The organism is Corallococcus sp. AB032C (assembly GCF_003668935.1).
Classification (GTDB): Bacteria; Myxococcota; Myxococcia; order Myxococcales; family Myxococcaceae; genus Corallococcus; species Corallococcus exiguus.
The window spans coordinates 1-22684 of record NZ_RAWP01000135.1 but is presented as its reverse complement, the minus strand read 5'-3'; the positions used below and the strand labels follow the sequence as shown (position 1 = coordinate 22684).

18 protein-coding genes, 1 tRNA gene and 2 pseudogenes are annotated in these 22684 nt (G+C 69.1%); 11 read left to right on the top strand and 10 right to left on the bottom strand.

From position 1 onward, the window contains the following. The first annotated feature begins 144 nt into the window (after nt 1-144). Entirely contained in the window at nt 145-432 is a 288-nt protein-coding gene (locus tag D7X99_RS36895) for a hypothetical protein (protein ID WP_121781848.1), read from the top strand. Here D7X99_RS36895 and D7X99_RS36890 read toward each other — a convergent pair. The 9 genes from D7X99_RS36890 to D7X99_RS36855 form a co-directional block, all read right to left on the bottom strand. Beyond that, nucleotides 390-980, bottom strand: a complete 591-nt coding sequence (locus tag D7X99_RS36890; RefSeq protein ID WP_121781847.1) for a bifunctional 2-polyprenyl-6-hydroxyphenol methylase/3-demethylubiquinol 3-O-methyltransferase UbiG — start codon at nt 978-980, stop codon at nt 390-392. The genes D7X99_RS36895 and D7X99_RS36890 overlap by 43 nt on opposite strands. A 10-nt stretch (nt 981-990) precedes the next feature. Continuing rightward, entirely contained in the window at nt 991-1806 is an 816-nt protein-coding gene (locus D7X99_RS36885; protein ID WP_121781846.1) for an isocitrate lyase/phosphoenolpyruvate mutase family protein, read from the bottom strand. A gap of 33 nt (nt 1807-1839) precedes the next feature. Then, a complete protein-coding gene (gene ogt / locus D7X99_RS36880) occupies nt 1840-2361 on the bottom strand; it encodes a methylated-DNA--[protein]-cysteine S-methyltransferase (protein ID WP_169830566.1) in 522 nt (173 codons plus the stop codon). Then, entirely contained in the window at nt 2354-3913 is a 1560-nt protein-coding gene (locus tag D7X99_RS36875; protein WP_121781845.1) for an AlkA N-terminal domain-containing protein, read from the bottom strand. Before D7X99_RS36875 ends, ogt begins: the two co-directional genes overlap by 8 nt. Nucleotides 3914-4003: 90 nt before the next feature. Then, a complete protein-coding gene (locus D7X99_RS36870) occupies nt 4004-4393 on the bottom strand; it encodes a YHYH domain-containing protein (RefSeq protein WP_158627126.1) in 390 nt (129 codons plus the stop codon). Next, the gene (locus D7X99_RS36865; RefSeq protein WP_121781843.1) at nt 4390-6765 is read right to left on the bottom strand and encodes a hypothetical protein; all 2376 of its coding nucleotides are present in this window, start codon (nt 6763-6765) and stop codon (nt 4390-4392) included. The genes D7X99_RS36870 and D7X99_RS36865 overlap by 4 nt, the downstream gene beginning before the upstream one ends. 161 nt (nt 6766-6926) lie before the next feature. Beyond that, nucleotides 6927-7000 (bottom strand) — tRNA-Ile (locus D7X99_RS36860). A 149-nt stretch (nt 7001-7149) separates the two neighbouring features. After that, nucleotides 7150-7272 carry a hypothetical protein gene (locus tag D7X99_RS44360; protein ID WP_255424682.1) on the bottom strand — a complete coding sequence of 41 codons (123 nt, stop codon included), beginning with the start codon at nt 7270-7272 and terminating at the stop codon, nt 7150-7152. A 30-nt stretch (nt 7273-7302) separates the two neighbouring features. Then, complete coding sequence (locus D7X99_RS36855; protein ID WP_147476377.1) at nt 7303-8646, bottom strand: hypothetical protein; 1344 nt, start codon at nt 8644-8646, stop codon at nt 7303-7305. Nucleotides 8647-8944: 298 nt separating this feature from the next. Between D7X99_RS36855 and D7X99_RS36850 the strand changes: the two genes are divergently transcribed. The 4 genes and pseudogenes from D7X99_RS36850 (at nt 8945) to D7X99_RS44565 (ending at nt 10896) form a co-directional block, all read left to right on the top strand. Next, nucleotides 8945-9559 carry a hypothetical protein gene (locus D7X99_RS36850; protein WP_120580030.1) on the top strand — a complete coding sequence of 205 codons (615 nt, stop codon included), beginning with the start codon at nt 8945-8947 and terminating at the stop codon, nt 9557-9559. Between the two features lie 279 nt (nt 9560-9838). Then, nucleotides 9839-10297, top strand: a pseudogene (locus D7X99_RS44755) (copper oxidase); the annotation flags it as partial. Continuing rightward, a pseudogene (locus D7X99_RS44750) lies at nt 10234-10488 on the top strand (multicopper oxidase domain-containing protein); the annotation flags it as partial. The pseudogenes D7X99_RS44755 and D7X99_RS44750, both read left to right, overlap by 64 nt. Nucleotides 10489-10506: 18 nt before the next feature. Further along, nucleotides 10507-10896, top strand: coding sequence for a hypothetical protein (locus tag D7X99_RS44565; RefSeq protein ID WP_283244536.1), 390 nt, complete (start codon nt 10507-10509; stop codon nt 10894-10896). 643 nt (nt 10897-11539) lie between these two features. Here the strand turns inward: D7X99_RS44565 and D7X99_RS44355 are convergent. Beyond that, complete coding sequence (locus D7X99_RS44355) at nt 11540-11665, bottom strand: hypothetical protein (protein WP_255424681.1); 126 nt, start codon at nt 11663-11665, stop codon at nt 11540-11542. 546 nt (nt 11666-12211) lie between these two features. Here D7X99_RS44355 and D7X99_RS36835 point away from each other — a divergent pair. Genes D7X99_RS36835 through D7X99_RS36810 form a run of 6 tightly spaced genes read left to right on the top strand, consistent with a single transcriptional unit; the run spans nt 12212 to nt 22536 of the window. Then, on the top strand, nt 12212-13429 hold the full coding sequence (locus D7X99_RS36835; protein WP_121781840.1) for an HlyD family secretion protein: 1218 nt from the start codon (nt 12212-12214) through the stop codon (nt 13427-13429). A gap of 2 nt (nt 13430-13431) precedes the next feature. Then, complete coding sequence (locus tag D7X99_RS36830) at nt 13432-16161, top strand: ATP-binding cassette domain-containing protein (protein ID WP_121781839.1); 2730 nt, start codon at nt 13432-13434, stop codon at nt 16159-16161. After that, nucleotides 16158-18269 carry an ABC transporter ATP-binding protein gene (locus D7X99_RS36825; protein WP_121751312.1) on the top strand — a complete coding sequence of 704 codons (2112 nt, stop codon included), beginning with the start codon at nt 16158-16160 and terminating at the stop codon, nt 18267-18269. Before D7X99_RS36830 ends, D7X99_RS36825 begins: the two co-directional genes overlap by 4 nt. After that, nucleotides 18266-19759 (top strand): TolC family protein, encoded by a 1494-nt coding sequence (locus D7X99_RS36820; RefSeq protein ID WP_121781838.1) that lies wholly within the window; start codon nt 18266-18268, stop codon nt 19757-19759. The genes D7X99_RS36825 and D7X99_RS36820 overlap by 4 nt, the downstream gene beginning before the upstream one ends. Nucleotides 19760-19765: 6 nt before the next feature. Continuing rightward, nucleotides 19766-21514 (top strand): hypothetical protein, encoded by a 1749-nt coding sequence (locus tag D7X99_RS36815; RefSeq protein ID WP_121781837.1) that lies wholly within the window; start codon nt 19766-19768, stop codon nt 21512-21514. Nucleotides 21515-21522: 8 nt separating this feature from the next. Continuing rightward, nucleotides 21523-22536: a phosphotransferase enzyme family protein gene (locus D7X99_RS36810; protein WP_120598909.1), complete on the top strand. Its 1014-nt coding sequence runs from the start codon at nt 21523-21525 to the stop codon at nt 22534-22536. Nucleotides 22537-22684: the final 148 nt, after the last annotated feature.

Here is a 22684-nt window from a genome sequence, read left to right as displayed (position 1 = left end):
CTGCTCTGCGTCGATGGCCACCTTGCGTTTCATGGTGGCTGCCTCTTTGCGCGGATACCAGCGCCTTCGCACGCAGCCGCCGAGCGAGCGTATGCTGATCAACTCGCTAGATGAGGGGATCCTTCAGCACCCAGAGCCCACCCCATGCACCTGAAGACACTCTTCGCCAGCCTCGCCGTCGGTACCCTCCTCGCAGCCTGTGGCGGAGTGGAGACGGAGGAGGGGACGGGCGAGCCGACGCAGTCGCTGGCCACCTCCGAGCAGGGACTCTGTGAGGGCTATGACGCCGGCGCGCGCCGCTGTTCCGTGCGGTGCACCGCCAACGGCCCCTGGTTCCTCTACGAGCCCGGCATCCTCTACTACGGCGAGTGCCAGGCGCATGGCGCGTCCTACTGCGGACGCACTCCGTCCGCGACGTGCTGGAGCTTCTGAGCCAGAAGCCGCGCCTCGTGACGTCCGGCGTCCGTCCAGTCCTCTGTGAATGAGAGGGATTGGAGCCCCTGGAGCAGGGTGGGCAGTTCGCCCTCCTCCAGGAGGAAGCGCGCGGACGGGTGCGGATGGCGTTGCAGGTTGCGCCGGGTGGGCTGGGCGAAGACGAACAGCCCGCCCGGTGAGAGGAGCTTCGGCACGGCGGCCAGGAGCGGCCGCCAGAGGTAATTCAAACACACGACCAGGTCGAACGGACCGGGCGGCAGTGCTTCGGTCTCCAGGTCCAAACGCAGGCGCGTGAGTGTCACGCCCGCGTCGCGCGCCAGTGCTTCCGCCTGCGCCAGCGCCACGTCGGAGATGTCCACCAGGGTGACGTCCAGCCCGCGCTTCGCGAGCCAGCACGCGTCGTGTCCCGCACCTCCGGCCAGGTCGAGCGCCCGGCCCGCGTGAGGCAGCCGGTCCTCGAGCGAGCGGAGGAAGGCGGATGGTTCCCGCTGTGCGGTGGCCTGCTGGTACTTGTCGTTCCAGCGCTGGCGATCCTCCTGGGACATGGCGCGGCTCCTACTTCCCGGTCATCAGCCCGTTTAGGGACGGGTAGCTGGCGGCGGCTTCGAACAGGCTCGCGGAGTGTCCCTCGCGAAGGAAGGTGGAGGCGAGCGCCCCGGCCCGGCCCCAGATGGCTTCCGGGATGGCGGAGCCGGCGCTGAGCCGCCGCACGCCCAGCCGCTGCAGTTCCGCAGGAGCGGGGAGGTCCTGCCGCGCGAGCACGTTCACGGGCAGCGAGGTGCCCCGGGTGATGGCCTGGATCTCGGCTGCATCCGAGACGCCCGCGGCGAAGAGGCCATCCGCGCCGGCCTGCTGGTAGCGGGCGGCACGGGCCAGGGTCTCCTCGACGCGGCGCTCGGGCGGCACGAGCTTGCGCAGGTAGACGTCCGTGCGCGCGTTGACGAAGACATCCACGCCCAGGCGCGCGCCGGCCTGCTTCACGCGTTCAATCTTCGCGGCGAGCAGCTCAGGAGGACCGCTGCCGTCTTCCAGGTTGCAGCCCACGGCGCCCTCGGACAGGAGGCGTGCCACGTTCTCCGCGGCGGTGGCCGGGTCGTCCGAGTAGCCCGCTTCGGCGTCCACGGTGAGGGGGACCTGGATGGCGCGGGCGATGGTGCGAACCGTGTGGACGAGCGCGTCCACGGGCAGCGCGTTGCCGTCCGGGTAGCCCAGCGCCCAGGCGATGCCGGCGCTGGTGGTGGCGATGGCCTTCGCACCCAGGCTCTCGAAGAGGCGGGCGCTGCCGGCGTCCCAGACGTTCGGAAGCACGAGCAGATCAGCGCCCTGGTGCAGTGCGCGGAACGTGGCGGCGGTGGCTGGACGGGTGGTCATGCGTGGGAACTCCGGTGATGGGGTGAGAGGGATTCAGGCGTGGGACTGCTCATGGTCGAGCAGCCAGCGTTTGCGTTCCAGGCCTCCTGCATAACCAGTGAGCGAGGAATTGGCACCGACAACGCGATGGCACGGGACGACGATGCTGATGGGATTGGCGCCATTGGCCAGACCCACCGCGCGGATGGCCTTGGGACGACCGATGCGTTCGGCGAGCTTGCCGTAGGTGGTCGTCGTTCCCGCGGGGATCTCCCGGAGGGCTCGCCAGACCTCGCGCTGGAAGGGCGTGCCGCCTGTCTCCACGGGGAGGGCAGCGATGGCGCTCAGGTCTCCGCGCAGGTACGCCTGGAGCGCGGAGGTTCGGCCGGAGGGATCGCGCGCGGGTTCGAGGACGCAGCCGTTCTCGCCGTAGTGCAGGCGCAGGAGCCGGTGCATGCGGGCCTCGTAGCCCTCCCAGTCCAGCGCGCGCAGGCGGCCCTCCTCATCACAGACGAGGAGCGCCACACCGGCGGGGGTGGGCGAGGAATCGATGAAGAAGCGCGGACGGTCAGGCATGGGCTTTCCGGCGGGAAGGAGCGGTGGGAAGGCGCCGCGCTCGGGCGTTGGTTCGAGAATCCGGCTTGGGCTCACGGGCCTGGAGGGCAACCGAGGTCCAGAGATGCTGGGCCGCGTATGCGCGCCAGGGGCTCCAGGCTTCGGCGCGTTGGAGGAGCGCTTCGGGCGTGGGGCGTGGGCCCCCTGCTTCCGTCGCGGCTCGAAGCAGGGCGACGTCGGAGGCGGGAAAGGCATCCGCCTCCCGGACGGCGCGGAGCGCGATGTACTGGGCGGTCCACTCGCCAATGCCGGGCAGGCGCGTGAAGCGGGCGACGGTGTCCGCGAGCGACGGGCCGGGCTGGAACAACGTCGGATCCGCCGCGACCGCCGCGGCGAGCTGGGAGACCGCACGGGCTCGCGCGGTCGGCATGCCCATGCCTGTGAGGTCCGCCGCGGCGAGGACTTCGGGACGGGGGAAGGCGCGCTGGAGGTGGGTATCGCCGGTGAGTGCCGGGTCCAGGCTTTCGCCATGCGCGGCCATGAGCCGCTGGCCCAGCTGCCGCGCGGCGGTGGTTGTCACCTGCTGACCCAGGATGGCGCGGACCGCCAGCTCGAAGCCGTCCCAGCCGCCCGGGGCGCGAAGGCCGGGACGCGCGGCGAGCATGGGCGCGAGCAGGGCATCCGTCGACAGGTGGGCACGGATGGCTTCCACGTCCGCGCCGACGTCGAAGACGCGCCGGACCTGGGCGACGACGGAGGGCAGCATCCGCACGTCGCTGACACGCAGGGTGGCGCGCAGGGCGTCGAGCCCCGGTGCGGGCGACACCTCCACGGCGCCCTGGCCCCAGGCATTCGTGAACGTACGCAGATAGCGGCCGGGCTCGACGTGCTCCATGCCCGTGAATGCGCGGGCCGTCAGCCAGGCCACCATGGCGTCCCAGTCGTAGGGCGGCCGGTAGGGGATGAGGAGCGTCACCTCGGGGCCGGCGGACGTCACTGGCGCCGCCCGGGAACGGCGGAGGGCGCCTGGAGGCCGGCCGTAGAGCGACTGGAAGACGGCGTTGAAGCGCCGGACGCTGCCGAAGCCGGACGCGAGGGCGACCTCCGCCATTGGCAGGGAGGTCTCGTGGATGAGCTGACGGGCGAAGAGCACGCGGCGCGTCTGGGCCACGGCGACTGGTGAGGCCCCCAGGTGTTGGTGGAACAGCCGTCGCAGCTGCCGGTCCCCGACGCCGAGGCGGTCCGCCAGCACCTCGACGCTGGCTTCGTCGGCATCCAGCAGGCCGTCCGCGATGAGCGCCAGTGCTCGCGAGACGGTGACGGAGGTCCCGCGCCAGGGAGCCAGTGAGGGCGAGGTCTCGGGCCGGCAGCGGAGGCACGGCCGGAAGCCCGCTTCCTGGGCCGCGGCGGCGGTGGGGTAGAACGTGCAGTTCTCGAAGCGGGGCGCGCGGGCCGGGCAGATGGGGCGGCAGTAGATGCGCGTCGTCTTCACGGCGGTGAAGAACCGCCCGTCGAAGCGGGAGTCCCGCGTCGTCAACGCGCGGTAGCAGGCGGTGGGGTCCAGGCCGTCCATGAGGGGGAACGTCCCACGGCGGGCCCTGGATGTCTGGCCGTTTTCGGACGTGGACGTTTCGCCCCTGGGACAGGCCTGCCGGCGGCCCGCCTACCACCTCACCGTCAGGGCGGTCGTCCCCCCTGAGTCGATGGTCGCGGTCGTCTCGTGGCGGCCCAGCGCGGCGTGCTCCAGCAGGACCTGGACCTTCGTTCCGTCGATGCGGACCGCCGGTGTCGGGGACATGCCTACGAATGCGCCGTTGATCCACACGCGGGCGCGCGGAATGGCGATGACCTTCACGCGCGTGGGGGTCTCCTCGAGCTCCCGCCATCCACCGCCGCCGCCTCCTCCTCCACCGTGGCAATGATAGCCACCCGTGGCCCGCTCATTGTGACAGCCGGAGCTGTTGGTCCGTCCCGGATGGGCCCACGCGAGGTGTGAACACACCAACCCCGCGACGACACCCAGGCCCAGCGCCACCTTCCTGCCGAGTCTCATGGCTCCACCCGTCCCATCTGTGCTTCGACCAGCGTGTCGTCGTGCCATCCCAGCAGGGCCGTGTGCCGGCCCAGGCGCACCGTCACATGGGCCACGCCCTTGCCCGCATGCACGAGGTCCTTCGCGGCGAACTCCTGGCCCGTGAATCGCTTCGCGGCAAGCTGGAGCGCCGCGGGCGACAGCCCCGCCTGCCCATGGTCCGGCGTGGTGACGTAGAGGCCACGGGTCATGCCCTGACCGACGAACAGGTACGTGAGCGTTCCTGGAGGCGCGTCCACCACACGGAACACATCCGAGCGCTGCATCTCCAGTCTGGAGGGACCGAGCTGTGCCTGGGCGACCTCCACGGGTTCACCGAGGGGAAAGCGATTGCGCAGCAACGCCTCCCTGCGGCCGAGGATCGCGACCCTCGCGGCGGTCATTTCAGCGTCGCTTCCGAGCACCGAGAGCAGGGCGCCCGCATCCTCATCCGCGGTTCGCAGCTCACGCAGCGAAGCGCCGAGCCCTCCCGAGTGGGCCGTGGCCGCTGCCATCCGGGTGAGCTCCGCGCCTCGGAAGGAGGCAAGGGTCGTCCGGGCCGTTTCACCCGTGTCGACCGCCACCGCGGCGTGGAGGGCCGTGGCGCGGCAGCGCACATCGCGGGCAGGGCATGCGTGTTCCTGTCGCAGGTGAGCCTGGGTGATCAGCGGCTCGGGGCGTTCGGAGACGAGCGTCCGGGCCTGGATGCGTGACAGGACCTGGATGGCCCCGGCCAGGTCTCCCTTCTCCAGCGCGGCCTTGCCCTTCGCGATGCGGAAGTCCTCCAGCTTCGCGCGAAGTCCGTCCATGACGGAGGCCGGAGCACGCTCGGAGGACAGGGCCGCCAGCTCCGCCTCCACCGGCACCTCCTCGCCTCGCTCCAGCGCGGAGCGCGCCCAGGCCTCGCGCAGCTTCACGCGTTCGGCCTCCAGCGGCCCGGTGCCTTTACCGGAGCCCACGTAGTGGCGGATGAGCTTCAGGGCGTCGCGATTGTCCATGCCCTGGAGCCGCGCGAGCACGAACGCGTTCCGTGCCTCGATGTACTCGGGGCTGGATTCACCGCGGGCCTCCAGCAGGTCGGCATGCAGCTCGGCTTGACGGAGCTGGCCTGTGGCCGTCAGGCGGATCAGCTCCGGAACCGAAGGACGGATGAAGAGGAAGCATCCGGCGAGGACGAGCGCGCAGAGTCCCGTCAGCCCGATGCCAATCCGGTCGTGCCACCGCGCGGGGGACTTCGCGCCGCTGGCGCGTCGACGGCGCAGCGCGGTCGCGGCCCACCACCAGGTCCCGGGCCAGAGTCCGAAGATCGCCAACATGGCGAGCGCGCTCTGATCCGGCTCCGCGTAGAACGCGTGCCGTCCGATGAAGGCGGAGACCAGGAACGGCATGCCGAAGAAGCCCGCCATGGCCACGCCCATCAGGGCCCCGACGCGCCGGTGGAAGGCGGAGGTGTCGCGGGCCTTGGTGGGTTGGAGGTCGCGTCCCAGCAGGTGGATGAAACCCGGCCTGCCCGCGAATTCGAAACAGACGGTCGCGGACGGCGCTTCAAAGACATCCAATGTTTGGGAAAGGATTCTCCCGCGCAGCGGTTCGAACTCAGGCTCCAGCGAGGAACGCGCGGCGATGAAGCCCGCGGAGCGGGCCTCATCTCCCAGCGCGGAGCCGGGCAGGGGACCTGCGTGGTCCACGGAAGCCAGGGCACGTGCTCCCGGCCATTGGAGTGCTCGCTTCGAATCCTCCAACAGGCCCTTGTGCGCGGAGACGGCCTTCGCATCCGGCCACGCGCGCACCTGGGTGCGTTCGACGGTCGAGACCTTCAGCCACCGGCGGAGCGTCCCCGAGCCCCGGCACGTGCGGCAGCCCACCATGCCCTTCGTGCAGCGGACGCACTTCTTCGTGCCCTTTCCACGGCACTCCGTGCAGTTCACCATCCGGTAGCTCTTGCGCGCCCGGCTCATCCGCCGGCCGGATCCGCCGCAGCCGGAGCAACTGGCGCGAAGGGAGCCACTGCACGTGGGACACGTCACCGCTCCGGCGCCGTGGCAGTCCCCGCACACGGCAAGGTGGGATGACTTTTCGGCCAATGCCTCCGGAGACGCGCTCCACAGGTCCAGTGTGTCGAGTGAGACTGGGGGCGTGGAGCGGGAGCTCCGGGCCGTGTTCGTGTCGCCCGCATAGGCCTCCGCCGCCCAGGTGCCGGTGCGGACGGCATACCGGGTGACGAGCCGCCCGTAGCGGAGCACGGACGCGTCAACCCGGGTGATGAGGTCCGCGAAACCAAGGGGGCCCAGCCGCCAGCGCGCCCAGCGGACGGCCGCGGCCCGGGCCTTCGAGTGGATTTCCTCGTCCAGCATCGTGCGGACTCCCCCCGGAGCGTGGGTGCTGCGCGTCGGGACAGGGGGAATCGGACCGTGCCGGGAGGGGCCCTGGCAATCCCCCGGAAGGGGGACGGGCGGGCACGGGGCATGAAAAAAGCCCCGAAATCACTTGGGAAAGTGACTCCGGGGCTGCTTGATGGCCAGGGTCAGACTTGAACTGACTACCTGCGGATTATGAGACCGCCGCTCTAACCAGGTGAGCTACCTGGCCGTGAAGCCCCGCCCGTATACCGGGCCAGGGCCGTGACCGCAAGAACTTCGGACGGGGGAGGAGGGACGTCCTGACAGCACGAGGTCTCCCTCCCAGCCCTGGCGCCGGCGCCTGCCCGGCCGAGGGGCGGCAGGCCCTGGCCCGGCGGCTCAAATGTCGTCGTCGCGCAGGGCCATAGAGGCGTCGTACTCGTTCTGCCAGACCTGCTCGGTGGGGAAGCGCTCCTCGAACTTGGTGGCGAACGCGTTGTCGCCACCGTTGATGGTCACCATGCCATCTGAGGCTCCTCGAACGAGTCACCGCTACTGGTAGCGCGCGACCCAGAGGTTGTCGCCATCCGCGGCGGTCTCAATCCACACCGCCGTTGCATGTCCATTCAGCTCCATGGCCCCCGTGATGGCGCCAACGACAGCTCCTGGCGCGGACCGCAGGGGTTCCGGCGGGCGGAAGTTGCCAGGGGCATATTGGTAGCTCGCCCAGGCTGTGTGGTCGGACTGTGCCCAGAGAGCGACCTGGTCACCGGCCGGGTCGGAGGCGAGCACTGGATATCCGCCAGGCACGGTGCCTCCGAGCCGAGGGTTGTTCGGGTCGACGCTGCGGTCGAAGCGCGGACGGATGTCCCAGGCCTCGTTCGCCGCGATGTACACGCGCCCCTCGGCGGCCCCGGTGAGGGGCGGAGGGTGGGGGATGTACAGCCAGCCGGCCAGTGCGTCGCCCGTGTTCGTCGCGACGACGATGGACGGGTTGAACATGCCTCCGTAGTCGGAGATGTGCGAATCGATGCGCTCGGCGGGCTGCCATGCGTTGCTCTTGCGGTCGTAGCGGCGTGCGTCGATTCCCTGCATCAGTTCGCCGCTCAGCGTCGAGAAGTGCTGTGGCCAGACGGCGAGCGCGTTGCCCGCCGCGTCCATGGCGATGGCGGGCGTCGTGGCCGCGCCGTAGTTCGTCCGGCTCAGGATGGCATCGCCACACCACTGGAACGTGTCGGCGTTGTATGTGCTGCCATGAATGGCCTGGGTCCCGCGGGTGTCCGCCTGCTGCCACTGCACGAGCGCGTTAGCGTTCGCGTCGAGGGCGGCGGCGGGCCAGAGAGACGGGGTGTCACGCGCCGAATTGAGGGGCACCGGCGGCTGGACCCACCGGTTGCTGGCCACCCCATAGCGCATGGCCATCACCCGGTGCTCGGCGGGCTTGCACAGCGTTTTGCAGAGGGTTGTCCAGACGAAGACCGCATCGCCCGTGGGAGACATGGCCAGGCGCATGGTGGGTGTGTCGTCAACGGGGAACGTGAGCTGTAGCGCGAGGCTCCATTGGCCTGTCGCCGCCGAAAAGTGGCTTGCGAAGAAGGTGTTGCCAGCCGGGGTCTGCTGAAGCCAGACAGCGAGCGCATTTCCCTGCTCATCCGCGGCCAGACTGCTCCGCAGAAGGTTGCCGGGTTGGGATTGGAGCGGCTGCTCGGGCGTCCATGTGTCGGACGTGGCGTCATAACGGCTGGCGTAGATCGCCGTGTAGTCGTGGGGCGCGTTCTGGGTCGTGACATGCGCGAAGACGGCGAAGGCGCTCCCGGAGGGGCCCGCCGCCACGCGCGTGTGCTCCCACGAAAGCGACGGCCCGGCGGAGAGCCGCTGGGGCTTGCTCCAGCGCATGATGCTCGAAGCCCCCGAGATCGGATTCCGCGGGGAGGGGGCCACCCCCAGGGGGCAGACCGCGCAGCCGAACTCACACAGGGCCAGTCCCATCACGAACAGCGAGGCGCAACGGAAATAGAATCTCATCTGGACAGCGCCTGGATCTACTCCCTGTCCCCCTGACGGGTCAGTGCCCGCGAGTCCCTTCCGTGAGAGCGGAATGCAACGGTTGACGCGGTGACCCAGTAGAGTCGGGGTGGTGGCTCCGTCCCCCCTCGGCTGGCCCGAGGCTTCTTTCTGACCCTCTGGAGATGAAGTGACGCTCGTACCACTTCTTGTCGTCGTCCTCGCATCGACCGCGCCCGCGGGTGACGTGCCGCGCTCAGGCTATTTCGGTGCGGGGGTCAACCTGGAGCCCCTCTCACTGGGGCCCGTTCAGGCGTTCTCGGGCGGCCGGGTCGCGGTAGGCGTCAGCCTCCAGGCCGCGTTCCAGGTGGATCTCGGTTCCCGGTGGGCGTTCCGTCTGCCGCTGGAGGTGGGGGTCGGCGGCTCCGGGGATTCCACCTTCTCCGAGCTGGGCGTCACCCCGGGGCTGCTCTACCGCTGGCGCGGCGATGCGGACCAGCGATGGGTTCCGTACCTCGGTGCCGGGCTGAAGCTCGGAGCCGCGGGAGCGGGCAGGGAGTTCCTGGGGCTCCCTCTCGTCACCACCGTGCAATCGCTCGACCTCGACTTCGATGACGATGACGGGGAGTCGGATCCCAACTTCGAGTCGCGCCTGGGCGCTTTCCCGGAGGTCTGGGCCGGGGTGGAGTGGCACCCCAACCGATGGTTCTCGCTCAATGTGGCCGCTGCCTATACCTACGTGCGGGTGCTCGGCACGAGCGTTCATCTGCTGCATGAACGGGTGGGCGTGAGGTTCTCCCTTTAACGGGACTCTGACGGGGACGGGTGCCCCTGCTGTGGGGTGCCGCTTCCGCTCATGCAGCGCTGCATCCCTTCCGCCATGCGCTGGACCTCCTCGACCTGGCCGGGGTTCTTCGCGGTGAGCCGCCGGAGCTGGAGGCTGGCCTGGCCAAGCCAGAGTGGGACGTGGGGGGAGGCGGTGGCTCGCCGCGTGAGGCGGCATCATTCCTCGGGGCCGTGAGGTGGTGAACCTCATGGACCGCGGGACATCGACACGGGTCCTCTTCCCGGCTGCCATCACAGCATGGCCACGAGGTCCCCCATGAGCACCCGAACGACTGAGTCCGCGCACGCTCCGGTTCGCGAGGAGGACGTCCCCGGAACCTCGGAGCGCAGGGCACCCCCTGGAAGCCTTCCTGAGGCGGGAGGAATGGGAACCCTGACCCGGCGAAGCATGCTGGCGACAGCGGGCGCTACCCTCACGGGTGGCGCGATGCTGCTGAGCGGCTCCGAGGCTCGCGCCCGGCCGGAAGCCCAGGGGACTCGCGGGCCGCGCCCCGGGATGCCCGGCCGGGACTACCAGCCCGTGGTGGTGCCCAATGGCTCCAAGCTGCCGTGGAAGGTGGTGGACGGCGTGAAGGTCTTCCACCTGGTGGCCGAGGAGGTGGAGCATGAGTTCGCGCCCGGACTGAAGGCCTTCTGCTGGGGTTACAACGGCCGGGTCCATGGGCCCACCATCGAGGCGGTGGAGGGGGACCGGGTGCGCATCTACGTCACCAACCGGCTGCCCACGCCCACCACCGTGCACTGGCACGGCAGCATGGCTATCACTTCCGCATCACCGAGACGGACGGCGGGCCTGTTCCAGAGTCCGCGCGGCAGCCGGAGACGACGGTGCTCGTCCCCGTGGGCAGCGCACGCGCCATCGAGTTCGTGGCGGACGCGCCCGGCGACTGGGCCCTGCATTGCCATATGACGCACCACCTGATGAACCAGATGGGCCATGCCTTCCCCAACATGATTGGCGTGAAACCGGGTGGGCTGGACGCGAAGGTGCGCGCGCTGCTGCCCGGCTACATGACGATGGGCCAGACGGGCATGGCGGGGATGGGCGAGATGGGGATGCCTGTCCCGCCCAATTCCATCCCCATGGTGGGGCGCCAGGGCAAGCACGACTTCATCACCATGGGCGGCATGTTCACCGTGCTCAAGGTCCGTGCGCGACTGGACGGCTACAAGGACCCGGGTTGGTATGACAACCCGCCAGGCACGCTGGCCGAGGCGGCGGGCGCGGAGTCGCTGCGCCGGGACGGCATCGACGTGGATGCCCCGGCACCGGTGGAGCCCGGCTCACCGGCTTGACTGTTCAGCCGCTCAAGGATCGCTGTAGCGGTACTTCGAGGATGATCCCCGCCGGTCCCATCCGCCCGCTTGCGGAGAGGTCGACTATTCCCTCTGCAGGGAGTGCTCCTGGTGCTCGGTCTCCCCGGCCCCCTCCTTGCCAGTCTGCGCATCGTACCGCTCATGCGCCGCGTTGGCGGTGAAGCTCGCCGGGGAGGCGAGCGCCAGCGGCAGCGGCTGTGCAGGTCCAGCCCCTGGCGCAGGAGGTTCTTGAGGCCTCCGTAGCTGTACGTGCCGTAGTAGTGGGCTCGCCGGGCGGCCGCGCGTGCGCGCTCGGGCGGGAAGCCTTCCAGGTGCGTGACGATGGCCTGCACCGCGCGCAGCTGCGACAGCACGTCGTCGGAGTCGAAGACGGCACGCACGTACGTGAGCACCTCCTCGCCCAGCCGCGCCGCGCGTGCCTCCCTGTAGCCGCGGCTGCGGTGGCGCAGGTCGGCGCGGTGCTGGGGCAGGTGCTCCTCGCAGGTGCTGTAGAGGCCCGCGCCACGCCGGGCGTGCGACCGCTGCCCCAACGGCTCCGGACTGCGATCCGCTTGGCCGACCCCGTCGCGATCCGCTTGGCCGACCCCGCTACGAACAGCTTGGGTGACCCGACTGCGATCCATTACCCCGGCCCGTCACAGCCGCTGCCTGGGCTGTAGTGCAGCGCGTCGGCGAGGCCGTCCTTGTTGGCGTCGGTGAAGGTGACGTGCAGCCCCTGGATGGAGGCGAGCTGTTGCCATTGAAACATTGAAACCGTGATGACCAGCCGAGGGTGGCTGACTCAGCAGGTCGGAGGAGGGTGCTAAGTCATTCCAAGCAGGCCGATTCGCTCATCAATTCTTGCGCGGCACACGGCGGAGCAGGGACAAATGGCGAGCGAACCTGCCCGACTTGCAAGGTTGGGGTTGAGGTACGGCCCAAATCAAGACGTTGCCAGAAATGAGAAGAGGGGCTGATGGAAAATCCCCATCAACCCCCCTCTGACAATCGGAAACGAGGAACGACCAGCCTCGACAGCTGGCGTCAAAACGCATCACTACTAACGCGCCTTCGGGCCGCCGCGAACGTGGATCTTGATCTTCATGTCGTGCCTCCTTTCGAATTGAACGCTACGTGTACTCAAAGCTGGATGTCAAATCGAACCAAGGATTAATGTGCAACGCATTGCGGCGATGCGGACGAAGTCCCGCGTCGCATCGTGGCGCCTGTATTCATCCAATGGAGCGTGAATCACAAAGCAGGGGCCGAGGTGTTGACACGGCGCGACCATTAAGGCGACTTTGGTTCGCGGACCATGGCATATCCCTTCGAGCGGACCCTTCGTTCCCTGAACTACGAGTCGGACACGCGCCTCGTGTTCGTCGCTCTGATGGTGTTGTGCGCTGGCGGGCTCATCGCCTGGTCGCTGTTCGCCAAGGTCCCGCTCGTCAAGGCCAGCTCACAGGCCCGGATCGAGCCACACAACGCCGTCCATCGCATCGAGCCGCCCAGCGCGGGCAGGGTCGTGCTCTCGCTGCTCAAACTCGACCAGGAGGTCAAGGAAGGCGACCTTCTCATCGAGTTCGACGCACGGGTCGAGCGCCTCGAGCTCGAGCGGAGTAAGGCGACGCTCTCCGCGACCGAGAAGGAGCTCGCCATCATCCGCCAGCAGATCGCCAACAAGCGCGAAGAGGCGGCTTTGACGGCACGGGTGGACGAGGTCGCGGTCAAGGAGGCGCTGGGGAGGGAGCAGGAGCTCGCGCCCAGGCACCGGCTCGCGGTGGAACGCGAGCAGCTGGCCCTCAAGAGCCCGACGGGCTCGGTCTCGGAGATGGAGAAGCTCGAGCGCACGACCGATGTCGACGCGCTCCGCTTCGCGCAGACGGCGCAGGGCCTGGCGCTCACCCGACTGCGGCACGAGCAGAACGTGCGCCGTCAAGCCCTCGCCGCGCAGCTGCTGGCACTCGAGCGCGAGGAGCTGGGCGCCGAGGGGCGGATCCGGGAGCTCCAGGGCACCATCGACCGCCTTGAGTACCAGATCGAGCGGAAGCTGTATCGGGCGCCGGCCACGGGCCACCTGGTCGACGTGGCGGAGCTCGGCGCGGGAGCGTTCATCGCCGACGGGCAGCGGGTCGGCACCATCGTCGCGAGCGATGCCGAGGTGCGGGTGCGCGCCCGCTTCCCGAAGGAGGTCGTCGGATTGATCCAGCCCGGTCAAACGGCGCGCCTCAAGCTCGACGGCTACCCGGTGACCATCTACGGGACGGTCCCCGCCAGGGTGACGGCCGTCGGGACCGAGCCCGGCCAGACCGCCACGCCCGAGGCCATCCCCGGTACGGTGCGCGTCGAGCTCAAGTTCGCACCGCCGGGCGATCCGCGCATCCAGCTGCGCCACGGCATGACCCTGACGGTGGAGGTCGAGGTCGCGCGGGCGTCGCCTGTCGCGCTGCTGATGCGGGCGGTCGGCGAATGGAATCCGCAGCCTGAAGAACAGCCCACGACCGTGTTTCGGCCCGAAGCCGAGGCCCGCTGACCATGACTCCTCCCAGGCGCCGGCGCTCGATCATTCCCGAGGTGATCCAGATCTCGGCGACGGATTGCGGCCCCGCTTCACTCAAGAGCCTGTTCGCGGGGATGGGCGCCGAGCTCAACTATCGCGTCCTTCGCGAAGTGTGTCAGACGGACGTCGATGGCACCTCGATCGTCACCTTGGATGAAGTCGCGAACCAGCTCGGGCTCGACTCCGAGCAGGTGATGCTTCCGCTCGATCACGTGGTGGTCCCCGAAGCCAAGGCGCTTCCCGCCATCATCGTCACGCTCAGCGCGGGAGGACGGCCGCACTTCGTGGTGCTGTGGAATCGCGTCGGCCCGTTCATCCAGGTCATGGACCCGGCGGCGGGCCGTCACTGGACCCGGATTTCGACGCTGCAGAGCCACCTGTACCAGCACACCACGTCCGTTCCGGCGACCGGCTGGCGCGAATGGGCCGGGTCCGAGGAGGCGGTCGCGACAATCGAGCGCCGCCTGCTGGACCTGGGTGCGACGCAGGCGCGGGCGCTGGTTGCCCGGGCGCTCGAGGACCCCGGGTATCTGTCGATCGCCAGGCTCGACGCCGCGTGCCGGGCGTCCGAAGCGATGATCCGCGCGGGCGCCGTCCGGCGAGGCCGGACGGCGGCGGGTCTGCTGCAATCCATGATTGCGAAGGACGATTCCGGCGAAGTGCCCATTCCCGCTGTCTATTGGTCCGTTCGCCCCAACCCCGAGGTGGAGGGCGAGCTGTCGATGACAGGGGCGGTGCTGATGCGGGTTCGCGGTTGGCGCGAGGCTTCGCGCGCGGGCGAAGACGCGCCGAGAGCCGTGCTCGCGAGCGACCTGGCGACGGAGCTCGTCGCCAGGCAGGTGAGCCCGGCGCGAACGCTGCTCCGCCTGCGAGGCGAGGATTCGTGGGTCGTTCCGGGCCTGATTGCGGTGGGACTGGTGTTCGCCACCTTCGGGCGGATCCTGCAAGCGCTGATGCTCCGTGGCGTGCTCGACCTGGGGCGCGACCTCGGCACGTTCGCGCAGCGTGCGACGGGGATGGCCGTTCTCGCGGGCGTCGCGCTCTGCTTCATGCTCATCCAAATCCCCGTTTCATTGGGATTGCTCGGCATCGGCCGCCGGCTCGAGGTGCGGCTGCGGAAGGCGTATTTCGAGAAGCTCCCCGAGATGGAGGACCGCTATTTCCAGAGCCGGCTCGCCTCCGACATGGCGTCTCGCACGCACAACATCCAGGCGATGCGGTCGCTGCCGGCCCTGCTCGCGCAGGCCTTGGTCCTGTCTCTCGAAGTCGCGAGCATCACTGCCGCGCTCATCTGGGCCGCACCGCACGCATGGCACATCGTGCTCGCGCTCGCGGCGGTCACGCTGCTCGTGCCCCTGGTCGCGCAGAAGCTGCTCTTCGAGCCCGACCTGCGCGTGCAGATGCACGCAGGCGCGCTCAGCGGATTCACCCTGAATGCGCTCGTCGGGCTCACTCCGATCCGGATCCACGGCGCCGAGCGGTCGCTGCGCCGCGCGCAGGAGACCTTGCTCGTCAGCTGGACCAAGGCGCGCTATTGGCTCCAGACGCTGTCGGTCGGGTTCGAAGGCGGGCTGATGCTGGTGAGCTACGGCCTCGTCATGCTGCTTGTCTATTCGTACCTCGCGGGCACTGATCGGGCTTCGCTGGTGTTGTTGGTCGTCTATTGGGCGCTGCGCTTCCCCATCCTCGGCCAGCGGCTGATGGTGCTGAGCCGCGCGTTCCCGAATGCGATGAACCGGGTTCGCCGGCTCCTCGACATCATCGGCGACATCAAGGATCCGCCGGCCCGGCCCGAGGCGCCAGTGCAGGAGCCTGTCGCGCCCGCGGACGCCGCGAGCGGCGTTTCGATCGCGATGGAGAAGGTCCGCGTGAAAGGCGGCGGTCACACCATCCTCGACAAGGTTTCCTTGAACATCGCCCCCGGCGAGCACGTGGCCGTGGTCGGTGTCTCTGGAGCAGGCAAGTCGACGCTGGTCGGCCTTTTGCTCGGCTGGCTCCGGCCGGCGCGCGGCGAGATCAAGATCGACGGGCAGGTGCTCGATCAGGCCGCTGTCGAGCGGCTGCGGCGCACCACGGCCTGGGTGGATCCGGCGATCAGTCTCTGGAACCAGAGCCTCATCGACAACCTCCGGTATGGCAACGACGGCGCGCACGGCTGGTCACTGTCGGGGGCGCTCAAGGGCGCAGAGATGCTCGACATCCTCGAGGCGCTTCCAGACGGGCTGCAGACGTCGTTGGGCGAAGGCGGAGGGCTGGTCTCGGGCGGCCAGGGTCAGCGCGTGCGCCTGGCGCGCGCGATGCTTCGCTCCGGCGTGCGCCTGGCCATCCTCGACGAGCCCTTTCGCGGTCTCGATCGCGACCGGCGCGCGCGGCTCCTCGCCGAGTCCCGGCGGCTCTGGGCGGACATCACGCTCCTCTGTGTCACCCACGACGTCGAGCACACCCAGGAGTTCGATCGCGTGCTCGTGATCGAGAACGGTCGGATCCTCGAGAACGGGCCGCCGAAGGAGCTGCTCGCGAACAAAGAGTCGCGGTACGCAGTGCTCCTTCGCGCCGACCAGGAGAATCGCACGCTGCTCTGGGGCGGTGGGAGCTGGCGCCATTGGTGGCTTTCGGGCGGCCAGCTGGTGGAGAGGCCGGCGCCGAAGCCGGTGGAGACGCCGGTCGCGGAGCCCGTCGCAGGCAAGTTGGAGCTGGCGGGATGACGCGCTCGCACTCCGACCTGTTGTGGCCGGTCGAGCGACTGCCCGACGCGCTGGAGCAGCTGGCGCAGAGGCAAGGCTATGGCAGGGCCGCGGGCGAGATCGCTCCGCCCACGGCGGCCGTCGAGCCGAGCCGGGTCTGGATGTTCGCGCTCGGAGATCGACTCGGCGTGGAGCTCGAGCCGATTACGCCGCTCTACCACGAGCTGCCCGACGTCCTCGAACGCGCCGCGCCCTGCATCCTCCAGGTCCGGCGAGACGGCGTCCCGTCCTATCTGGTGCTGCTGGGGACGCGGCGCGGGAAGCTGCGCCTGCTCGCGCGCGACGCCACGGCGGTTTCGGTCCAGACGAAGAGCGCGCTCGCGCTCCTGCGCGAAGAGCAGGAAGCCACCGTCGCCGAGGTGGACCAGCTGCTCGGCGGCGTGGAGATGTCGCCCCGTGCGCGCGAGCACGCCCGCTCAAAGATGCTGCTGCAGCGGCTCGGCCAGGCGCAGCTGCGCACCGGCTGGATCATGCGCCCCAGGCGCACCGCGAGCCGGCGGACGCTGCTCGGCGACATCCCGTCGCTCGCCGCCGGCATCCTCGTGAGCCACACGCTCCTCTCGCTGGTGCTGGCTGGCTCGTTCTGGTTGCTCGGTCGCGCCGCGCTCCAGGCCCACCTCGAGACCGGCTGGTTCCTGGGGTGGATCGCCGTGATCGCGTGCGCGATTCCGCTGCGCATGCTCGAGGTGTGGTGGCAGGGCGTGTTCTCGATCCGGCTCGGAACGCTGCTGAAGCAGCAGCTCCTCGCGGGAACCCTCAAGCTGACCCCCGACGAGGTGCGGCTCGACGGCATCGGCCGCCATTTCGGCCGCGTCGCCGAGGCCGAGGTCGTCGAGCAGCTCGCGGTCGGCGGCGCCCTGCTCGCGGTGTTGTCGCTCGTCGACTTGATCCTGGCGGGCGTCATCCTCGTGCTCGGGGCGGGAGGGTGGCCCCAGGCGATGGTGCTCGTCCTGTGGGTCGTGGTCGCGTTCGTCCTCGCGCGCCGCCACTACGGCGTCCAGCGGGCGTGGTCGAGCGCGCGCGTCGAGATCACCCACGACCTGCTCGAGCGCATGCTCGGCCATCGAACGCGGCTGGCGCAGCTTCCACTCGAGCGCTGGCATGATGGCGAAGACGTCCGCTTGAGCTCCTACTCCGAGATCTCGAAGGTCATGGATCGCCGGACCATGCAGCTGACCGCGCTCCTGCGCGACGGCTGGTTGGTGCTCGCCCTGCTGACCTTGCTGCCGGCGTTCAGCAGCGGTACGGCCAATCCCAGCGCGCTGGCGGTGTCCGTGGGCGGCATCTTGCTCGCGCTGCGAGCCTTCGACGAGGTCGCCGTCTACTTCCAGCAGGTCTCCCAGGCGGCGGTGTCGTTCGAGCAGATCCGCGACTTGTTGCTCGCGGTGGGCCGCCCCGAGCTCGAATCGAAAGTCCCTCTCGAAATGGAGGGAGGCAAGCCCACCGACGCCGCCGGCGGAACCCTCATCGAGGCACGGGGCGTGACCTTCCGGCACGACGCGCGCACCCGGCCGGTGCTCGAGAACTGCTCGTTCCAGATCGCGCAGGGCGACCGCATCCTGCTGGAGGGCCCCTCGGGCGGTGGCAAGTCGACGCTGGTGTCGCTGTTGACGGGCCTGAGGACGCCGCAGGGCGGTGTGATGCTGCTGCACGCGTTGGACCGCGCGACGTTCGGCTCCTCGGGCTGGCGCAAGCGCATCACCGCCGCGCCGCAGTTCCACGAGAACCACGTCCTGTCCGGCAGCTTCGCGTACAATCTCCTGCTCGGGCGCGAGTGGCCGACCTCGCCCGAGCTGCGGACCAAGGCCGCCGCGCTGTGCAAGGAGCTCGGGCTGGACGAGCTGATCGCCAAGATGCCCGCCGGCCTCGAGGAGATGATCGGCGAGACCGGCTGGCAACTCTCGCACGGCGAGAAGAGCCGGCTCTACATCGCGCGCACGCTGCTGCAGGGGGTCGAGCTGGTCATCCTCGATGAGAGCTTCGCCTCCCTCGATCCCGAGACCATGCGGGTCGCGCAGCGCTGCGTCCTCAACCACGCGAAAGCCCTCGTGGTCGTCAGCCACCCATGAGACTTCGATTCACGCTCGCCCTCCTCGCGACGCTCTGCTCCGGTTGCGAGCTGATCCGTCCCGTCGTCGTCGAACCGCCTCTGGCGCCGAGCAGCTACTCGACCGCCGTCGATCCGCGCACCGAGCCGCCCCAACCGTCCAGCGCACCCGAGGGCGGGGTTCCAAGCCCTCGGCCGTCGGAGGACGGCGTGCCCGCGCAACCAGCCGAGCCCGTCACCCAGGACGCAGTCTGGTGGACGGCGTTCGCCGATCCGGCTCTCGACACGGCCATCCAGGAGTGCTTCGGCGACAACCTGGCCCTGCGCGACGCGCGGGAGCTGATCTACGAGAACCAGCTCGACCCCGCCGTGCCGCAAGGTTGGTGGTACCCGCTCCAGGTCGGCATCCTGAACCCGGCGGGGCTGAGTCATGTCGTCGCCAACGTTCCGCCCGCGCCGCCAACCCGGACCGAGTACAGCGTCGCCACCGTCGGTGTCGGCGTGGCCTACCAGGTCGACCTGTTTGGAGCCCTCGATGCGCAGCGGCGCGCGGGATTGAACTTCGCCGAGCAGCAGCGGCAGCTCACCGAGGGCCGCGTCCAGGACCTCGCGGTGCGGATCACCCAGATCTGGTTCGACATCCTCGAGGCCCGCGCGCTCCGGGACCTCACGCTGCGGCAGATCGACTACAACAAGGAGCTGCTCCAGCTGATTCGAGCGCGGTTCGAGCAGCACCTCACGCCCCGGCTCGTGGTGCTGCAGCAGGAGCAGCTGCTGTTGAACCTCGAATCGCAGGTGCCGCTGATCGCCACCCGGAACGCGCTCTTGAATTCGGAGCTGAAGGCGCTGCTGGGCCGGGTACCCAGCCCCGCCGACGACGTCATTCCACTCGATCGACAGCTTCCCGATCTCCCGCCCCCTCCGAAACTCGGAACGCCGGGCGACCTGAACGCGAACACGCCCGAGATGCGGCTCGCGGAGCTGCGCGTCGCCGAGGTCGAGCACCGCATCAACGCGAACCTGGCGAGCTGGCTTCCGACGATCCAACTGGTGGGCAACGTGGGCGCTTCGAAGTACGGCCTCTCGGAGCCGGTCCTGGGCGAGTCCGTCGTCGGGGTGGGCCTGACCTGGGCCCTGTTCGATGGAAGGCGAGTCACCGAGTACTTGCGACTGCCGATCCAGCTCCAGCGTCGCCATGTCCAATACCAGCTCGCGCTGCACACCGCGATCGGACGGGTGCAGGATGCCGTGGTCCAGGAGGAGAACGAGGCGACGAGCCTGCGCAGCCTGCGTGCGCAGGTCCAGCTCGGGCGGCAACTCCTGGACGAGGCGAGGCGGATCTTCGAGCAGGGGCAATCGGACTATCTGACGGTGCTCGCCGCCCTGACGAATCTGGTCGGGCTCGAGCGCGCAAGTCTGCAAGCGCAACGGCTGCTGCTCAACCATCGCGTCGAGGTCTATCGCTCGCTCGGCGGCACCTGGTCGCGCGACGTCACACTGGAGCGGGAGTGAGAAGCCATGGCACAGCTGCAAGCGGATGAGATGCTCTACATTCCCAATCGAAAGCGGCTCACGCACGACCGGCTCGACGCAGGGAATGGCCAGCAGGTCCTGCACCTCTTCTATGGCGAGGTGGAGCTCATCTTCGACGAGCCGGACATCGCGCCCCTGGGCGAGAAGCTGCTCCAGGTCGAGCAATTTCAAGCCTCCGACGCCATGGCGTGGTCGGACGGCGCGCCCCATTCCTGGGACAAGATCCGGGACCTGCTCGAAGCATTGATCGAACAGCGGGTGTTGAGGCGGGTCTCGGATGCGCCCACGGGCCGCACCGCGGTGTCCTTCCCTGAGCGGTTGGGTGAGGTGCCAGCCGGGCGTGAGCCGCTCACGTTCAGCGCCCGCGACAATCGTTGTCCCTTTCTGACCGAACAGGCGTTCGGACGGGCGTTCGAGCTCTCGAACCTCGAGGTGGTCGTGCCGGTCTACCGCGTGGCGCATCCGGCGCTCGACGGTGACGGCCGGCAAGTGGGCGAGAACAACGTCGCACCGCGCACCTTGTTCCTCGATCTCCCAACCGTGCGCAAGCAGTGCCAATACGCCGGGAGCCGGTACCAGAACGAACTCCCGATGAACGTGACCGCGATGAAGGCCATGGCGCGTCAGTGGCCGGACCTGCTCTCGTTGACCGAGCAGTTCCGCAAGGCCTTCCTCGCGCGCATGCCGCCCCGGACCCCGGGCGTGCTCACCGCGGGCGAGCTCCACATGATGGTCGTCTGCACGCTTGCGTCGGTCGGGTACGTGCTGGTGCGGGGCACCCATCCGGTGCCGAACGGAGAGCTCGACAGCGGGCTCGCGGCCATGTTCCGGCTGATCGACGGAGTTCGCCTGGTCACCAACGACCTGGTGCGCGAAGCCCCCGAGCAGCCCGTCACCGCGCAAACGATCGTGGACTATGCCGAGCGTCACGCGGTCTTCCATGGTCCGCACGGCGTGTGCGCCGGGCCGCCGGCGCTGATCAACGAGTATCTGCAGGTGTTGACCGGCTCGGCCCCGGCACCCATCGAGGCCCAGCCCGACATCGCAGCGCGCCTCGGCGATCTCGACGCCGCGATCGATTACGGCCTGCTCGGGCAGCGCGTCGAATCGGTGGTCCGCTTCCTCGGCGCGACCCAGGGGCTGCTCCACGAACGGCTCCGGGCGGCGTTCGCCGGACACCTCCCGCGCACCGCGCTGCAAGAGTGCGTGGAAGCGCCCATCGATGTCGCGCATTACCCGCTGCTCCGGGACGATTTCCCGCTCGCCGAGACATACCAGCGCGAGATCAAGCTCAGCCGCTGGTTGTTCGCGCGCATCGGCGAGGCGTTCCCCGGCACGCCACAGGGCACCTCGCTGGACGAGCTGGCGAAGCTGGATCCCGCCGAGCAGGCCACGAGCCAGCGGCGACTGGCCGAGCTCTTCGCGCATGGGCTGCCGGGAGACAAGGTCGTGGCGGAGCCCCTCTGCGGTGAGCTCGCTGGCGTCGCTGCCAGCGCGTTCGCCCTCGAGCGCCGGTGCCTGCGCGTCGTCGAGCGCGAGCAAGCGATGCTGAACCAGCGGCTCCGGCGCCCGGATCACCCCCTGACCGGCACGGACCTGGCTGTGTTCACGCGGCCGCGCAATGGCCCCCCGTTGGCGGAGACCCTCGCGCGCGGCCTGGGCGTCTTGGTCACCAGCGACTCTGCCTCGACCGTGCTGGGCTACGGTGAGAGCAGCCTCACGTTGAAGGACTAGAGGATTCGATGCATCCAGAGCTCGTCCGCCGCTTCCACGAACCGATTCGCGATGAGGCTGCGCGCCGGTATGGCCTGTCGCCCGAGCAGCTCACCGAGCTCACGGCCTTCGAGAACTTCGTCTACGAGGCGGAGAACGACGACGGCGAGGGCCTGATCTTGCGCATCTCGCACAGTACGCGGCGAACGATCGACTACACGCTGGGTGAGGTCGAGTTCGTTCGCTATCTGGCCGCCGCGCGCATTCCCATCGCCTCGCCGGTCCTCTCCGATTCGGGGCAGTTCGTGGAGCGGATCGAAGATCGGGAGCCCGGCAGCTACTTCGTCGCCACCGCGTTCGAGCGCGCGCCGGGCATCGTCTTCGACGACGCGCCTCCGCTCAAGGAGCGCTACTGGAAGCCCCCCCTGTTCCGCGACCTGGGCCGGCTGTTCGCGCGGCTCCACAACCGCGCCCAGACCTACGCGCCTTCGAGCCCCAGACTCAAGCGCCAGGAATGGCATGAGTACGACGTGGTCGACATCGACCGGTTCGCGCCTCCCGAGGAGAAGCTCGTTCGCGAGCGCACCGCGGCGATCATCGCGCGATTGAACCAGCTACCGCGAACACCGGAGAGCTACGGGCTGATCCACGCCGATCTCCACATGCACAACTTCTGCTTCGCCGAAGGGAAGATCACCGCGTTCGACTTCGACAACTGCGAGTACGCGTGGTTCGTCAAGGACATCGCGGTACTCCTCTTCTACATCGCGCGAGGCGAGGCTCGAGAGGCGCGCGACGAAGCGGCCACTGCGTTCCTGGGGCCGTTCCTCGAAGGGTATCGGGAGCTCCGACGGATGGAGCGCGAGTGGCTCGCGGCCGTGCCGGACCTGCTCGCGCTCCAGCGCTCGATGAATTACGCGCTGTTCCACCAGTATCGCGACCCGGCCGTGCTCGACGAGAGCACGCTCGACCGGTGGGGGCGGTTCCGGCGCGACATCGAAGCGGACACACCCGTCCTGCAGATTGATTTCACGAGCTTCTAAACGGCGAGGCGTGATTCCCGCTCGGCCCGGAGGGTAGGCAGGCGCTGGACGGGTGGGGAAGCGGCAGGAACCCGCTCCGTTCGGCCTTGTGTGCGCAAGAACCAGAAGGAGAAGCGAGCCCTGCCACAGGGGGAACAGCTCCGCCTAC

Excerpts from the sequence above, each read along its gene's own strand:
- D7X99_RS36825 (WP_121751312.1), top strand. The coding sequence starts at position 16,158 with ATGACGCGCTCGCACTCCGACCTGTTGTGGCCGGTCGAGCGACTGCCC.
- D7X99_RS44360 (WP_255424682.1), bottom strand. The coding sequence starts at position 7,272 with ATGGTGACCATCAACGGTGGCGACAACGCGTTCGCCACCAAGTTCGAG.
- D7X99_RS44565 (WP_283244536.1), top strand. The coding sequence starts at position 10,507 with ATGACGCACCACCTGATGAACCAGATGGGCCATGCCTTCCCCAACATG.
- ogt (WP_169830566.1), bottom strand. The coding sequence starts at position 2,361 with ATGCCTGACCGTCCGCGCTTCTTCATCGATTCCTCGCCCACCCCCGCC.
- D7X99_RS36870 (WP_158627126.1), bottom strand. The coding sequence starts at position 4,393 with ATGAGACTCGGCAGGAAGGTGGCGCTGGGCCTGGGTGTCGTCGCGGGG.
- D7X99_RS44355 (WP_255424681.1), bottom strand. The coding sequence starts at position 11,665 with ATGTTTCAATGGCAACAGCTCGCCTCCATCCAGGGGCTGCACGTCACC.
- D7X99_RS36875 (WP_121781845.1), bottom strand. The coding sequence starts at position 3,913 with ATGGACGGCCTGGACCCCACCGCCTGCTACCGCGCGTTGACGACGCGG.
- D7X99_RS36815 (WP_121781837.1), top strand. The coding sequence starts at position 19,766 with ATGGCACAGCTGCAAGCGGATGAGATGCTCTACATTCCCAATCGAAAG.
- D7X99_RS36810 (WP_120598909.1), top strand. The coding sequence starts at position 21,523 with ATGCATCCAGAGCTCGTCCGCCGCTTCCACGAACCGATTCGCGATGAG.
- D7X99_RS36835 (WP_121781840.1), top strand. The coding sequence starts at position 12,212 with ATGGCATATCCCTTCGAGCGGACCCTTCGTTCCCTGAACTACGAGTCG.
- D7X99_RS36885 (WP_121781846.1), bottom strand. The coding sequence starts at position 1,806 with ATGACCACCCGTCCAGCCACCGCCGCCACGTTCCGCGCACTGCACCAG.
- D7X99_RS36820 (WP_121781838.1), top strand. The coding sequence starts at position 18,266 with ATGAGACTTCGATTCACGCTCGCCCTCCTCGCGACGCTCTGCTCCGGT.
- D7X99_RS36895 (WP_121781848.1), top strand. The coding sequence starts at position 145 with ATGCACCTGAAGACACTCTTCGCCAGCCTCGCCGTCGGTACCCTCCTC.
- D7X99_RS36830 (WP_121781839.1), top strand. The coding sequence starts at position 13,432 with ATGACTCCTCCCAGGCGCCGGCGCTCGATCATTCCCGAGGTGATCCAG.
- D7X99_RS36855 (WP_147476377.1), bottom strand. The coding sequence starts at position 8,646 with ATGCGCTGGAGCAAGCCCCAGCGGCTCTCCGCCGGGCCGTCGCTTTCG.
- D7X99_RS36890 (WP_121781847.1), bottom strand. The coding sequence starts at position 980 with ATGTCCCAGGAGGATCGCCAGCGCTGGAACGACAAGTACCAGCAGGCC.
- D7X99_RS36865 (WP_121781843.1), bottom strand. The coding sequence starts at position 6,765 with ATGCTGGACGAGGAAATCCACTCGAAGGCCCGGGCCGCGGCCGTCCGC.